Source organism: Streptococcus suis, assembly GCF_046032535.1.
Classification (GTDB): Bacteria; Bacillota; Bacilli; order Lactobacillales; family Streptococcaceae; genus Streptococcus; species Streptococcus suis_AK.
Genome location: NZ_JARQPL010000043.1, coordinates 1 through 14,428 on the forward strand (window position 1 = coordinate 1; position 14,428 = coordinate 14,428).

Genomic DNA, 14,428 nt, shown 5'->3' on the forward strand with positions numbered 1-14,428 from the left:
TATTAGGCACGCCGCCAGCGTTCGTCCTGAGCCAGGATCAAACTCTCATTAAAAGTTTTGATTCAAACTCAAGCTATCACTAGCTTTCCGTTTTATTGTTTTTTGTCATTGACGATTTATCATTTGATAAATCACCCTGCACGTTTGGTTCGTCTTCTTTAATTTTCAAAGGTCTTGTCGTTATCGCGCTCGCGATAACTATCTTAGTTTATCATTTCTTGTGAACTTTGTCAACACTTTTTCGAAACTTTTTTTCGTCCCTCTGTTAACCAGTTCCTCAAGAGACAACTCAATCATTCTATCATCTTCTGATGGTCTTGTCAACACTTTTTCGAAACTTTTTTTTCGTTCCTCTATTAACTAGCCCCTCATGAGACAACTCAATTATTCTATCACGACTTATATACTTTGTCAACCGGGTTTTTGGGATTTTTTACACTAAAAGTTCTATGTAGATACTTTGTTTTTTCTCCTATTCCTTCTTCCTGTGCTATAACCTATATAAAAAGAAACTGAACAGAACTTTTTATGGTGCTTCTGCCCAATTTCTTAATTCGATTAACATAATGTTAGTGACTAGCTTTAGCGAAAGTCTTTCAAATGAATTTGTAAATCACGTATCATTTCACGACGACCATTAAAACATTGTCCGCTAATTAATTTTTCGTATTTATCAAGTTGATCATTACTCAGATTTTTTCGATAATCTCTCAAGGCACCTCTCAACATTAATAGTTCATCGTTTATCAATCCCGGTGATTGTATTGCATGAGATAATTCGTGAATATCTTCATGTGGCATTCGGTCAAACTTGCGTTTTTGACTTTCCTGTTTGCGGATACGATCTTTGATGCGATTTCTGAACTTGACTTTAAAATAACAATATAATTGAACTTGTTCATCAACTAGCCACGGTTGCGCTTCCAACAATTCAAATAAGGTCATCATTCCTTCTTGTTCCCAATCATCTCGATCCCATAGTTTGATGTAAAACTCTTTTCGAGCCTTGTTTACAATACCTTTGACGCTTGCGTACACTTTTTCGAATTCCATTTCTTAATCTCCTTTTGTTGATGGTTTAAGTTTATCGAAAAGTGCTGTCTTTCTACAGGACATTTTTGTCTAGCATACTTTATTTGATTTTTCTTTTTTAAAGTACATTTGCTATTGATACTCTATGGCAAATATTGCATTCTGCTTCAGAAGGGAGTTATTTGGTATAGTTCTAAGATTGAGATAAATAACTATTGATTCGTTTTTCTTGTAAATGCCCTGTTTCTGATGTGTATCATGTAAAAAAGCCCTCGCCAAGATTATGTACTTAGCGAAGGCTTTGTGGTTATTTTAGTGGTTGAGAGTGAGGGCAGATCCGTTATGGAATGTCTTGCCCAGAGTATTTTTATACTACTCTTTCGTATTAATTTTCTCTTTTACCTCTTCATAAGAAAGGGGATGAACATCTTCATCATCACGTTCAATATTCTCTGGCATTTTGCCTGTTTCATAGAGAGATTTAATCTGAACACTGTCTAGGGTTTCGTATTTGAGCAGTGCTTCTGCAATCAGTTTGTGTGTATCACGGTTTGATTGAATAATATCTGCAGCTTTATTGCGAGCTTCATTTAGTAAATCACGTACTTCATTATCTAATTCATAGGCAGTTTGTTCTGATATGTGTTTATGAGTTGTCTGGCCACCAAACATTGCATGACTACCTTCATATTGCATTGGTCCCATTTTTTCACTCATACCATATTCTGCAACCATAGCACGCGCCATCTGTGTAGCTTGTTCAAAGTCATTTGAGGCACCTGTTGTTTGGGTGTTGAAAATAATTTCTTCTGCAACACGTCCACCCATAAGACCAGCTAATTGCTCTTTCATATCTTCTTTAGATAGGAGCATTTGGTCTTCTTTAGGAAGGGCAATCATGTAACCACCAGCGCGACCACGTGGTACAATAGTAACTTTATGAACCTCACGCGCATTTGACAAGACAAGACCAACAATCGTATGACCAGCTTCATGGTAGGCAACGATCTCACGTTCTTTAGCTGAAATTTGGCGGTCTTTCTTAGAAGGTCCTGCAATGACACGATCTTCTGCTTCATCGATATCTGAAGCATCAATAACAGTTTTATTTCGACGTGCGGCTACAAGGGCTGCTTCGTTGAGAACGTTCTCTAAATCAGCACCAACAAATCCTGGTGTCTGTTGTGCTACTAATTTCAAGTCTACATCTGCTGCTAGTGGTTTATTCTTCGCATGAACTTTAAGGATTGCTTCACGTCCTTTAACATCCGGACGACCAACCAATACTTTACGGTCAAAACGACCTGGACGAAGAAGGGCAGGGTCTAAAACATCACTACGGTTGGTTGCGGCAATGACAATAATCCCTTCGTTCCCTTCAAAACCATCCATTTCAATTAAGAGTTGGTTGAGGGTTTGTTCACGTTCGTCGTTACCGCCACCCATGCCGACACCACGTTGGCGACCGACAGCATCGATTTCATCGATGAAAATAATGGCTGGTGCTGCTTTTTTTGCATCTTCAAATAATGAACGAACACGGCTGGCACCGACACCAACAAACATTTCAACAAAATCTGAACCAGAAATGGAGAAGAATGGTACACCCGCTTCACCCGCTACTGCTTTTGCCAAAAGAGTTTTACCTGTTCCTGGAGGTCCCTCTAATAAGACACCTGCTGGAATACGGGCACCAAGTTTGGTAAAGCGTTTAGGATCTTTCAAAAATTCTACCACTTCTACCAATTCTTGTTTTTCTTCTTCTGCACCTGCAACATCTGAGAAACGAACCTTAATATTGCTTTGCTCAAGAGCTTTTGCCTTGTTTCGCCCAAAGTTCATGGCACCTCGAGCTCCGCCACCACCCTGGTTCATCATCATCATGAAGAATACACCAGCAATGATAAGCGGTAACAAATTAAAGACGATATTTAACCAAAGTCCATTTGAACTTTCAGGTTTAATAGTAACCTTTACTCCATTTTCATTTGCAAGAGCTTGTAGCTCTGACAAATTCGTTTCTGACGGTAAAATTAGTGATTTAAAATTTTTATACTTAACTTTGCTAGAAACTTGGAATAACTTAATAGATGAAGCTAACTCATCTTTAGCTTCCTGTTCTGTTTTGTACTTACCAGTAATTTCAATAACACTTGAATTTGGTTGATAAGTAATTTCAGATACATTATTATTTTTCAATTCAGTTACTACTTGTGAATAACTGATTTCTTGAGTTGCTACTTGCTGACCAGCGTTAAAAAATTGAAAGGCTGTAACAATAGTGGCAATAACGAGAATAATGAGAAAAGGATTTTTTATAAATCCTTTATTTGGTTGATTGTTCATAATATAGTAGGAAACCTTTTTCTATTTTGTGTAAACTTCCTCTTTGAGTACACCAACATAAGGAAGATTACGATAATTTTCATCATAATCTAAGCCAAATCCAACTACAAATTCATTTGGAATAGTAAAGCAAGTGTAGTCTGGCTCGATTTCAACAACACGACCTTCTGGTTTATCAAGAAGAGTGGCAATTTTAATAGAAGCTGCCTGACGCAAAGCAAAGAGTTCTTTCAATTCTTTTAATGTGCGACCAGTGTCAATAATATCCTCTACGAAGATGATATGTCGACCTGCAACACTATTGTCCAAATCCTTGATAATCTTAACGGTACCGCTACTCTCCGTTCCGCCATGGTAGCTAGAAACAACCATATAATCCGTTTCTACATGGGCATCAATATGTTTCATTAATTCTGCCATAAATGGGATAGAACCTTTTAAAATTCCTACAAGAATAGGATTCTTATCTGCATAGTCTGTTGCTAGAATTTGACCGAGTTCTTTGCATTTTGCAACGATTTCTTCTTCTGAAACAAGAATTTTCTTAATATCTTTGTCCAACATAGTTGTTCTACTCTTTCATTTTTATATATAAGGTAGCTTTGATTATATCATTTTTTACTGATTTACTCAAATCACTGCTAACAAGATTCGTAATTCCATAAATTTCTCCATTCTGCTCGATAATAAGCGCATTTTGTCGAACTTTCTGTGAGATTTTATTATCAATAAACCAACGGCGGAGTTTTTTATTTACTCCGTTTATTAAAATGGTATCCCCAGCCTGCCTTCTCCTCACTACAATTGGATTTTCTGTAGGAAAATATAAAATACTATCCGCTTCTTCCAAAGGATGATTGAGAGAAAAAATATATGAACCGTAAGAAAAAATACCCTCTGATTTTATCATGATTTTTTCTGGTTGACTATCCGTCTCTGGTCCTATTTTATAAATTTGAAAACGATGATAATCCTTCTCTAACATGTAATCATTTTTCAATAAATGATAGTAGTTAGCTTTTGAACGCAAGATGTGTAATACTTCATTAAATTGTGGACGAGAGAGCTGTAAATCAGGAAATTTTTCCAAATATTCCTCTAATAGATAACTTTGTACCGCAGGTGTCTGTTGTTGAAAACTCATCACATCTGTAACGGATAAACCCTGTGTCAAATCTCTTAGCGCTTGAAATATATTATTTGTATCAACTGCAAGATTATTGAGAGTAAGTTCGATTTTAGGATTTTCCTGTTTTAACTTTGGTAAATAGTCATTTCTGACTCTATTTCGAAAATATTTGAAATCTGCATTGCTGCAATCTTCAAAATGAAATAGCTTTTCAAAATCTGCCTTTTTAAAAGATAAAAGTGGTCGGATAAGTTCCCCTGTTGCAAAAGGCTGAGTCGGTTGAATTGCTGATAAGTGACGTAAACGCCCTCCTCTAATCAATCGCATAAAGACAGTTTCTGCTTGATCATCTGCATGGTGGGCTGTCACTAGTGCAGTGTAGCCTTCCTTCTCCATGATTGTAGCAAAAAATCCATAACGCCATTTTCGCGCCGCTTCTTCTGAAAAATCACCTTCAAAATAGGACAGATAAAAGGGAACATTACTTTCTTCTGCTAACTGTCTAAGATATTTTTCCTCAATGACAGATTCTTCTCTCTGTCCATGATTAATATGGGCAATTCCAAGTTCAATCCCTAACACTTGTTTGCATTCGTATAAAAGATGGAATAGGTTCATAGAATCTAACCCACCAGATACGGCTACTAGTACTTTCTTATGTTTATCAAAAAAGTGACCATCCAGTGTCACTTTTAAAAATCTATCTTTCATTTACTTTAAAATCCCGTAAATATCATTTGCAATTTGTGTAATCTCATCATAATTTGATTTATCTGTAAAAATAGATAAAACAAAAGGAGACCCTGCGTAAACAATCGCTACATCGTGTTTGACATCGTCTGCATCGCCAATTTTATGAGCAACTGGAACTGAGATGTCTTTCGAAATACGTTGATTATCAAATTGAGTAGATAACAAACTTTCTAGCACATAGCCATTTTGAATATATAAGGCTTCCATCATTTTACCTGCGATTTCAGCTGAAGTTTCACGTGTAACCATACTCCACTCACTACCTGTTTTAGCAGTTATTACTTGATAAAAATTGGAATCGAATTTATTAGCTACATAATAAGAAAGTAAATTACTAGCTACATTATCTGACTCTTTAGCAGTCTTATTGATCAATTCTTCCACTGAATAATCTTTGTTGTCAGGAGTTTTTGACAGTGAACCACTTCCTCCAGCAACATAAGCTCCTGGGAAGGATATAGATTCGGCTGTATATTTCACTTTAGTAGTCAAATCAATATACCCAGCATTCAGTTGCTCTTGAACGTAATAAAGAATTGGTAGTTTAGCAATGCTGGCAGAATAGAATAGTTTCTCTTGATTTACACCTGCAGTTTGACCTGTTGACAATTGTTTCACATATATACCAATAGTATCTTTGGAATATTTGTTAGTCAACAACTCTTGAACGGCTTCTACTCTATTATCCGTTTTAGAAAGATTATTTACTGCAATCCAACCTTTATCTGTAACATAGGCAAAATCACCTAGGGAAGTTGTTACGATTTTAGAAACCATAACAGCTTGATAGGGTTGTAAATCATTTTTTATTTCCGTAGCTTCGTTAGCAATTGGTGAGGTTAACAATGTGAAACCTTTTTTTGTCCAATAAGTTTGCTCAACAGTAGTTTCTGTAACAATTACATCATCAAATAGTAGATGCCTACTTGCAAGAATGTAACCCTTGTCATCTATTTGGAAAACCAATTCTTTTTTGCTATTGACTAGAACATCCGTAATAGAAAAATGTTGGTTCGGCTGTAATTGTCCACCTGCTATAGTCAGTTCTTCATCCGAATAAAGATTCTCAGTTTGAAAAACATTTGGGTTTTGAGGGATAGTTTGAAAATACTGATCATAGATAGTATGAGTCAATTCGTATTCTTCTTGCGCTGTGAGTTCAAATGGTATTTCTGTACTATCGACCACCTGCCATCCAAATAAAACTGGCAATAACCATACGAGCAGTTTTTTCTGCATACTCCCTCCTTTCTACGATTCATTTTCTTCTAACTTTAATTCTCTATTCTTTTGATTCAACTCTTCTAATTTTTCATCAGAATGCTGCAAAAATTGCTCTACAATTTTAAAAATAGATTCGGTCATTTTGGTAACCCTGGAATATTGTAGACAAATTCCCCTTCTTTAGAGTATTGATACTTAGCCCGAACATACTTTGCTGCGTATTCCTCATTTTTCAATTTTGCAACCATCTCTGCTTCCTGCTTCTGTTCTTTGGTCAGTTCTTCGTAATTTTTTTCCAATTCAGCAAGCTTCTTTTCCTGCTGCTGAATATTAGTGTAAGTCCCAACAAGATTATAGGCAGGCAACATAAAAAGAAAGATAACTAGAATGAGAATTGCACCCATAAAACGATTTTTTTGTTGGCGTTCTGCCAATTGATGCTGAGTTTTTTTACGCTCCGACTGAATAAAGGCATTATTCAGTTGTAGAATTTTAGATTTCTTCATCTTTTTCTATCCTTTTTTCACTGATAATTTCATACATTTTCAGTGCGTCTTCTTTTTTAGTCGAATCTTTCATTTCAAGTACTTTTACAGTGAGTAGTTTATTACCAAATTGGATTTCAACCTGATCATTTACTTTTAAATCTGTTGAAGATTTCGCCAAAATCCCATTGACTTTTATTCGTCCTTTATCGGCAACTTCCTTCGCAACTGTTCGACGCTTGATAATGCGGGATACTTTCAAATATTTATCTAGTCTCATACTTTACCTCAGTTCATTATTTTACCATTTTTCAAGGTATTTGAGAAATTTATTCTGCCTTCCTTGCTTTAATTTCTTTTAATTTTTCGGCAAAAGAAATCAATTCCTCTAATATTTCATATTCTTTTTTCTGTTGAATGTTAAACACAACAGCTAGTTTTCCTTTATTTTCCGTTATCTGAGCTTTCAAATTCGTCACAGATAATGCTTCAAAATAATCTTGTGTTAGGAAAATTTGACCTGCCATTGCTTCAAATGTAACCGTCACTTGATGTTGTCGTCTTAGAACCGTATGGCAGAAAACCTGGTCCAAAAATGACTTCAATAGACCGATTTCAAGTAAGTAGGCTACTACATCTGGGTACTCTCCAAAACGATCAATCAATTCTTCCTGTAGTTCTTGATAGTTTACACGATTGTCAATATTCTTGATACGCTTGTAAATTTCAATTTTTTCTCGTTGGTCTGCAATATAGTCACTTGGCAAGTAGGCATCAATCTGTAAATTAACCTCAGAATTACTTTTCTGACGTTGAGCAGACTTCCCTTGTTTCTCTAAAATTGCTTGCTCTAACAATTGAGAGTACAATTCATAACCAACTGAATCGATAAATCCTGACTGAGCAGCACCTAAAATATTTCCAGCACCACGAATGGATAAATCTTGCATAGCGATTTTGAAACCAGAACCCAATTCTGTAAAGCCCTTTATAGCCTCCAATCGTTTTTCAGCTACTTCTGTCAAAGACTTGTCTGGACGGTACATGAGATAGGCATAGGCAATCCGACTGGAACGGCCAACACGTCCTCTAAGTTGATAAAGAGTTGACAGTCCCATGTGGTCTGCATTTTCAATAAACAGTGTATTAGCATTTGGAATATCAACACCTGTTTCAATGATTGTTGTGGTCACTAGAATATCATACTCACCCTCTACAAAAGCATAGAGAGTATTTTCTAATTGAATCTCCGACATTTGTCCATGGACGTATCCTATAGTAGCTTCTGGAACCAATTCTTTTAATTCAGACACTTTCTGTTCAATGGTGTCAACTTTATTGTAAAGATAGTAAACCTGACCTCCGCGATCTATCTCACGAAGCATTGCATCTCGGATAACGGAAGGATTTGTTTCCATGACATAAGTTTGGACTGGATAGCGATTTGTCGGTGGAGTCTCAATTACTGATAAGTCACGGATTCCCAACATGGACATTTGTAATGTCCGAGGAATTGGAGTTGCAGTTAGGGTTAGGACATCTATTTTCTTTTTCAATTCCTTCAAGCGTTCCTTGTGCTTGACACCAAAGCGTTGCTCTTCGTCAATAATCAGTAAACCTAAATCAGCAAAAACAACATCTTTTGATAGAAGGCGATGAGTACCAATGATGATGTCAACTTGACCTTTTTTCAACTTCTCAAGCGTTTTTTCCTGCTCTTTTTTTGTTTTAAAGCGACTCATCACATCCACATTTACAGGAAATTCAGCAAATCGTTCCTGGAAATTAGCATAGTGTTGTTGGGCTAAAACAGTCGTAGGAACAAGAATAGCTACTTGTTTTCCATCATTGACAGCCTTAAAGGCAGCTCGCATGGCTACCTCTGTCTTACCAAAACCGACATCCCCAACCAATAGACGATCCATTGGAGAATCTTTTTCCATGTCTTTTTTGATTTCATCGATGGAACGGAGTTGGTCATCTGTTTCCACATGTGTAAAGTAGTTGTCAAACTCAATCTGATTCTCATCATCTGGTGAAAAGGCAAAGCCTTTCAACTGGCTACGCTCTGCATAAAGCTTGATCAAATCATCCGCAATGTCCTCTACCTGCTTCTGAACTTTTTGCTTGGTTCGTTGGAAACGGCCATCGTTTAGTTTATTAACTTTTGGAGCCTTTCCATCGGACGCTAAGTATTTGGAGAGAAGATCAATTTGTTCTACAGGAATAGAAATCCGATCGGAGTTTTGATATTGAACTGTCACATAGTCACGGTGGATACCTGATATTTCAATGGTTTCTATCCCTAAATACTGACCTATCCCGTGAACATGGTGAACAACATAGTCACCAACAGCTAGCTCACTATAGTCCTTAATACGCTCAGCATTAGAAATATTAGTTCTACGGACCTTACGCTTAATCTTTTTATTAAAAATCTCTTTTTCAGTAATAAGAACTAACTTCTCATCCATCAAATGAAATCCAGAAGCTAGCTGTCCAATGATCACTTGTTGCTGACCTTCTACTAACTTATCTGCTACATGTACTGGAAGATGGATATCATACTCTTGTAAAGTTTTCTGTAAAGTCTGTAAACTCACATCAGAACTCGCTTGAATAACAACGGTATTGTTTGATTTCGCATATCGAGTCAATTCATCTTTTAACAGTGGAATCTGGTGGAAAAATTCCTGCATAGGATGTTGAGTAAATTGATAAAGAGCATCAAACTTTACATTGCCTAAACCTTTTTGAAAACTTGAAAAGAAGGTGGCAGGTTTGTATTTTCTCAATTCAGCGTAAGTTGAGGCAAAATAGTTTAAACTTGATACTGATTTACCCTTCTGTAAATCATCTGTCAACAACTCTGCTGATTCTTTTTCAAATTGAGCCTGCTTGTCAGCAATTTTATGAAAATCATCTAAAAATAAGGGAGAACCTTTTGGCAAATAATCCAACAAGGTCCATGATTGTTCATAGATACAGGACAAGAATTTACGCAAATCTGGATGCCGGTACTCCGTCTGCATATCAGCTAAGACTTCTCGTAAGTAAGACTGTTGCTCCTCTAGGGTCGATTGTTCAATAGCTGTCTGAATGTATTGGCTAGCTCTACTATAGTCTTCCGAAGACAAAATGATATCGGAAGCTGGAGAAATCGAGATTTCGTCTAGATTTTCTAAAGATTTTTGACTGTCGACATCAAAGATACGAATGCCATCAATCTCATCTCCAAAAAATTCTATTCGGTAAGGAGCTTCTGCTTGCATGTCAAAAATATCTAGAATATCACCTCGTTGGCTAAATTCTCCCTGAGTTAAGACACGAGCTACCTTTTTATATCCGATATTGACAAGATTCTTTACAAGTTTGTCAACTTCTATTTCTTGACCGACTTCAAGCTGTATTTTAGAACCTTTATAAGTCTCAGGACTCGGCAATAAGGCCCGACAAGCAGCCATACTAGCGACCAAAATTCCTGAACTAGTAGAATCTGTCAAGAAATTTAAACTGTCAATCCTTGATTGAGTCCGTTCTTTTGATGCAAAGACAAATTCCGCAATTGGACTATCATCTGTAAAGAAGTTGTAAACATTCTCACTACCTATAATGGCTGTTAAATCTGCAACTAATTTCTCAGCATCATTTTGAGTAGCAGTCACAATCACTATTTTCTCAGCCAAACAATCATAGGCAGTCGCCATGACTAATGACTTACTGGTTCCAGTGAGTCCTAATAATAGTTGGCGAGTTGACTTGTTTAAGCCAGACTGCCACTGATTGATTTGCTTGTTCTTGTGAAGTAAATCGAGTATATTCATTATCCGTTAAACTTTCTCATAATGGTATCAAAATCGTCCTCTTCCAGATAAAAGTTGACAGCCTTGTCAAGTTTATCTAAGGCCAAGTCAATCTCTATACGGTCTTCTGCATCAAACCCTGACAAGACATGGTTGACAACGCTCATTTTTCCTTTGGGACGGCCGATGCCGATTTTAATGCGGTCAAATTCTTGTGTTCCAATATGCTTGACAATGGATTTAATCCCATTGTGGCCACCTGCGGAGCCTTTTTGACGGAAACGGATCTTCCCAACAGCCATGTCCAAGTCGTCGTAAGCTACCAGAATATCTGTCTCATCCAAACCATAGTAGGTCATCAGGGCATGAACAGCCTTACCTGACTCATTCATAAAGGTGGTTGGTTTAACTAGGAAGACTTTTTCACCGTCAATAAAGGTGGTTGCAATATCCGCCTGAAAAATTTTATCGTGGTTAAAGGTCACATTTTCACTCTTAGCAATCTTATCCAGCAGCATAAAGCCGACATTGTGCTTGGTTTCAAAATAGCGGTCTCCGGGATTTCCGAGACCGATGATCAATCGTGTCATTTTTTCTCCTTAAATACCAAAAGGCTGGAAAATGCTTTCCAACCAAGTAATCATCCTCTTTGATGCGATAAACTGTTCTTAGTCTAGGCGTTGAAACCGCAGACAATACTGATGGTATGGCAAGGTAAAACAACGAAGAATAAGGACAGTTTAGCCATCAAACGTTAAAGCGGAACTCCATGATGTCCCCATCTTGAACCACATACTCTTTTCCTTCTTCACGAAGGCGTCCTGCTTCTTTAACAGCCTTCTCAGAGCCGTATTGAATCAAATCATCATAGGACATGGTTACGGCACGGATAAAGCCTTTCTCGAAGTCTGAGTGGATGATCCCAGCACATTGAGGGGCTTTCATGCCACGCTTGAAGGTCCAAGCACGAACCTCCTTCTCTCCTGCTGTAAAGTAGGTGCCTAGACCAAGCAAGTGATAGGCTGCACGGGTCAATTTATCAACGCCAGATTCTGTCAAGCCAAGAGCTTCCAAAAACTCACCCTTGTCTTCATCGTCTAGTTCTGAAATTTCTTCTTCTGCACGCGCAGAAATTACTACAACTTCTGCATTTTCTGTTGCCGCAAAGTCACGGATTTGCTGGACATAGCTGATAGACTCAGGATCCGCTACCTTATCTTCATCGACATTGGCAACATAGAGGACTGGTTTAGTGGTCAAGAGGAAGAGTTGCTTAACGATTTTTTGTTCTTCATCTGTGAAGTCAACTGTACGAGCTGATTTTCCGTCTTCCAAGACAGGTTTGATTTTTTCAAGGACTGCAAATTCTGCGACAGAATCCTTGTCTTTTTGCGTACGGGCCATTTTTTCTACACGCGCATAACGCTTGTTGATACTCTCTAGATCCGCCAAAATCAATTCTAGGTTAATAGTATCAATATCTGCGATTGGGTCCACAAAGGCGTCTTCACGGCCTTGTTCACGCATGACATTTTCATCGTCAAAGGCACGCACCACGTGGACAATGGCATCAACCTCGCGGATGTTGGCCAAGAATTTGTTTCCAAGTCCCTCACCTTTAGAGGCACCTTTTACGATACCGGCAATATCGGTAAATTCAAAAGTGGTTGGAACTGTCTTTTTAGGGGTAATGAGTTCTGTCAACTTCTGCAAACGCTCATCGGGCACTTCTACCATGCCGACGTTTGGATCAATGGTCGCGAAAGGGTAGTTTGCAGCCTCTGCTCCTGCCTTGGTAATTGCGTTAAATAGGGTTGATTTACCAACGTTTGGTAAACCGACGATTCCTGCTGTTAAAGCCATGTTTTTTTACTCTCCAATTAAAAATTCAATCATGACTATTATAGCAGAAAAGATGAGAAAAATCCTGCCAAATGACAGGATTGTAAGATTTATCAAAATTTCTGCAAAATTCTCATCGCTGCAGCAAATAAGCCAAAGGCTATTATCATGATTGGGATAAGAACCCACCAATAATTAGCAAGAAACTCCCAAACATTCATTTTTCCTCGTTGTTCCACCACAATTTCCTTCTCAGGTTCTTTCCCTAAAACCAGATAATCCAGACTAACACCAAAGATTTCTGCTAGCTGGACCAGTTTGTCAATATCTGGCGTTGCTTCGCCATTTTCCCACTTGGAAACAGCCTGACGGGAAATATAGAGTTTCTCTGCCAACTCATCTTGAGATAGGTTCTTGGTTGTGCGTAAATTCTTGATTTGTTGTGCTAACTGCTTCATGGTCTTGTCCTCCTCTTTTTTCTAAGTCTATTATAGTTTAGAACGGAATGGTTGATTAGCACTTTTTATGAAAAATTCGCAACCAGCAGTTGCAAACTGTCAACTAGGCTTCACTCGGCAGCACTTGTTTCATTTTTCGTTCAAAATCATGCCGACTCATCATAACAACATGGTCACAGTTGCTACAACGGATTTTGATATCCGCTCCTAGACGGATGACTTCCCATTTATTGGCCTTCTTGCCGGTCGATTTGATGACACAGGCATGAGGCTTTTTCATTTCGACAAATGATCCTAATTGATACATACTTCCTCCTTAAATATACATACTTCTTTCCTGATAGGTTAACGTTACCTCATTTGCAGTGCATGTCTCTCCATCTATTTGCAATAATAATTTTTCTTTTGATTTTAAAACTACATCTACCCCTGTTAAATGCTGAATTGTATGAGAAGATTCATGCCTCTTCGTTAATAAGGCTAACAATGATTGTAGACGTTGGTAGAAATTTCCATTTTTGAAGTAAACAATATCTACTTCCTTCTTTTTAGCACTTGCTGTTGGCCATATCATGATTCCTCCACCAAAATAAAGACTATTTGCTACAGAAATAAAAAAGAGATTATCTAACTGATAAGATTTTCCATCAAGAGTTAATTCTAAGTTTATAGCTTGTTTTGAAAATAATGTTTTAATACCAAAGAATAGATAAGTTAACTTCCCAAGTTTTACCTTGTTCAGAATTTTTTTCAAAATTAAATTCGTTGAACCATTGATAACTTGAGCTGCAAAGCCAAAATCCATACTGTTTACAACCGTTCCGTATGAACTGTTTAAAACATATATCCGACTTGTTTTTCCCTCTAAAATGGCATCTACACTTCTATATAGCGATGTTATATTCATTGCCTTAGCAAAATCATTTCCAGATCCTGTTGGATAATAAGCAAACGGTAGACTAGCTGGCCAAAAACGCAAAGCTTTAGATAGTGTGCCGTCTCCACCTAAAATCATTAATTGGTCCTCACTACTGACAAACTCCTTTAAAATAGCCTCTATTTGACTTTTTTCATCCTCAGGACCAACTGTCATAAAAATATTAACTGCAAGCTGTGGATAACTTTCTTTTATTTTGAATATGATATGTTCAGCAGTGTGGCTACCAGCATTAGGATTAGCTAATATATATAACGTCATTTATTCCCCATCACTAAATATATAAAAATAAGCTAGGTGCTATTTTTTAGTATAACATAAAAACGGCTAGTTTAGCCGTTCCAGATTGCAGACAAACATCGTTTTGGTGTTTGTCTTTTTACTGTTTTTAGAGAAAAATGGCTGTTTTAATGCTGAAA

At 37.3% G+C, this 14,428-nt stretch carries 14 protein-coding genes; all 14 read right to left on the reverse strand.

Annotated features, from left to right (window positions below):
* Positions 1-582: 582 nt before the first annotated feature.
* The 14 genes from P7J58_RS10155 to P7J58_RS10220 all read right to left on the reverse strand — a co-directional run bounded on the left by P7J58_RS10155 (position 583) and on the right by P7J58_RS10220 (position 14,270).
* Entirely contained in the window at positions 583-1,053 is a 471-nt protein-coding gene (locus tag P7J58_RS10155; RefSeq protein ID WP_002936602.1) for a sigma-70 family RNA polymerase sigma factor, read from the reverse strand.
* Positions 1,054-1,404: 351 nt separating this feature from the next.
* On the reverse strand, positions 1,405-3,378 hold the full coding sequence (gene ftsH / locus P7J58_RS10160) for an ATP-dependent zinc metalloprotease FtsH (RefSeq protein WP_408556280.1): 1,974 nt from the start codon (positions 3,376-3,378) through the stop codon (positions 1,405-1,407).
* Between the two features lie 21 nt (positions 3,379-3,399).
* A complete protein-coding gene (gene hpt / locus P7J58_RS10165) occupies positions 3,400-3,942 on the reverse strand; it encodes a hypoxanthine phosphoribosyltransferase (protein ID WP_014735203.1) in 543 nt (180 codons plus the stop codon).
* 7 nt (positions 3,943-3,949) lie between these two features.
* Entirely contained in the window at positions 3,950-5,218 is a 1,269-nt protein-coding gene (tilS, locus tag P7J58_RS10170; protein WP_408556282.1) for a tRNA lysidine(34) synthetase TilS, read from the reverse strand.
* The gene (locus tag P7J58_RS10175; RefSeq protein WP_172026125.1) at positions 5,219-6,499 is read right to left on the reverse strand and encodes a serine hydrolase; all 1,281 of its coding nucleotides are present in this window, start codon (positions 6,497-6,499) and stop codon (positions 5,219-5,221) included.
* A gap of 12 nt (positions 6,500-6,511) precedes the next feature.
* Positions 6,512-6,625: an SP_0009 family protein gene (locus tag P7J58_RS10180; RefSeq protein WP_004194325.1), complete on the reverse strand. Its 114-nt coding sequence runs from the start codon at positions 6,623-6,625 to the stop codon at positions 6,512-6,514.
* A complete protein-coding gene (locus P7J58_RS10185; RefSeq protein WP_004194327.1) occupies positions 6,622-6,990 on the reverse strand; it encodes an FtsB family cell division protein in 369 nt (122 codons plus the stop codon). The genes P7J58_RS10180 and P7J58_RS10185 overlap by 4 nt, the downstream gene beginning before the upstream one ends.
* The gene (locus tag P7J58_RS10190) at positions 6,977-7,249 is read right to left on the reverse strand and encodes an RNA-binding S4 domain-containing protein (RefSeq protein WP_004194330.1); all 273 of its coding nucleotides are present in this window, start codon (positions 7,247-7,249) and stop codon (positions 6,977-6,979) included. Before P7J58_RS10190 ends, P7J58_RS10185 begins: the two co-directional genes overlap by 14 nt.
* A 49-nt stretch (positions 7,250-7,298) precedes the next feature.
* A complete protein-coding gene (mfd, locus tag P7J58_RS10195; protein WP_408556283.1) occupies positions 7,299-10,793 on the reverse strand; it encodes a transcription-repair coupling factor in 3,495 nt (1,164 codons plus the stop codon).
* A complete protein-coding gene (gene pth, locus P7J58_RS10200) occupies positions 10,793-11,362 on the reverse strand; it encodes an aminoacyl-tRNA hydrolase (protein ID WP_029179655.1) in 570 nt (189 codons plus the stop codon). The genes mfd and pth overlap by 1 nt, the downstream gene beginning before the upstream one ends.
* 157 nt (positions 11,363-11,519) lie before the next feature.
* On the reverse strand, positions 11,520-12,635 hold the full coding sequence (gene ychF, locus P7J58_RS10205) for a redox-regulated ATPase YchF (protein WP_014637241.1): 1,116 nt from the start codon (positions 12,633-12,635) through the stop codon (positions 11,520-11,522).
* A 92-nt stretch (positions 12,636-12,727) separates the two neighbouring features.
* Complete coding sequence (locus P7J58_RS10210; RefSeq protein WP_024398527.1) at positions 12,728-13,072, reverse strand: helix-turn-helix domain-containing protein; 345 nt, start codon at positions 13,070-13,072, stop codon at positions 12,728-12,730.
* A 103-nt stretch (positions 13,073-13,175) separates the two neighbouring features.
* Complete coding sequence (locus P7J58_RS10215; RefSeq protein WP_004195358.1) at positions 13,176-13,379, reverse strand: DUF951 domain-containing protein; 204 nt, start codon at positions 13,377-13,379, stop codon at positions 13,176-13,178.
* A 9-nt stretch (positions 13,380-13,388) separates the two neighbouring features.
* Complete coding sequence (locus P7J58_RS10220) at positions 13,389-14,270, reverse strand: diacylglycerol/lipid kinase family protein (RefSeq protein ID WP_408556285.1); 882 nt, start codon at positions 14,268-14,270, stop codon at positions 13,389-13,391.
* Positions 14,271-14,428 lie beyond the last annotated feature (158 nt).

Coding starts and splice junctions, on each gene's coding strand:
- P7J58_RS10180 (WP_004194325.1), bottom strand. CDS start 6,625: ATGACCGAATCTATTTTTAAAATTGTAGAGCAATTTTTGCAGCATTCT.
- tilS (WP_408556282.1), bottom strand. CDS start 5,218: ATGAAAGATAGATTTTTAAAAGTGACACTGGATGGTCACTTTTTTGAT.
- P7J58_RS10215 (WP_004195358.1), bottom strand. CDS start 13,379: ATGTATCAATTAGGATCATTTGTCGAAATGAAAAAGCCTCATGCCTGT.
- P7J58_RS10175 (WP_172026125.1), bottom strand. CDS start 6,499: ATGCAGAAAAAACTGCTCGTATGGTTATTGCCAGTTTTATTTGGATGG.
- ftsH (WP_408556280.1), bottom strand. CDS start 3,378: ATGAACAATCAACCAAATAAAGGATTTATAAAAAATCCTTTTCTCATT.
- ychF (WP_014637241.1), bottom strand. CDS start 12,635: ATGGCTTTAACAGCAGGAATCGTCGGTTTACCAAACGTTGGTAAATCA.
- P7J58_RS10155 (WP_002936602.1), bottom strand. CDS start 1,053: ATGGAATTCGAAAAAGTGTACGCAAGCGTCAAAGGTATTGTAAACAAG.
- hpt (WP_014735203.1), bottom strand. CDS start 3,942: ATGTTGGACAAAGATATTAAGAAAATTCTTGTTTCAGAAGAAGAAATC.
- P7J58_RS10220 (WP_408556285.1), bottom strand. CDS start 14,270: ATGACGTTATATATATTAGCTAATCCTAATGCTGGTAGCCACACTGCT.
- P7J58_RS10190 (WP_004194330.1), bottom strand. CDS start 7,249: ATGAGACTAGATAAATATTTGAAAGTATCCCGCATTATCAAGCGTCGA.
- P7J58_RS10210 (WP_024398527.1), bottom strand. CDS start 13,072: ATGAAGCAGTTAGCACAACAAATCAAGAATTTACGCACAACCAAGAAC.
- P7J58_RS10185 (WP_004194327.1), bottom strand. CDS start 6,990: ATGAAGAAATCTAAAATTCTACAACTGAATAATGCCTTTATTCAGTCG.
- mfd (WP_408556283.1), bottom strand. CDS start 10,793: ATGAATATACTCGATTTACTTCACAAGAACAAGCAAATCAATCAGTGG.
- pth (WP_029179655.1), bottom strand. CDS start 11,362: ATGACACGATTGATCATCGGTCTCGGAAATCCCGGAGACCGCTATTTT.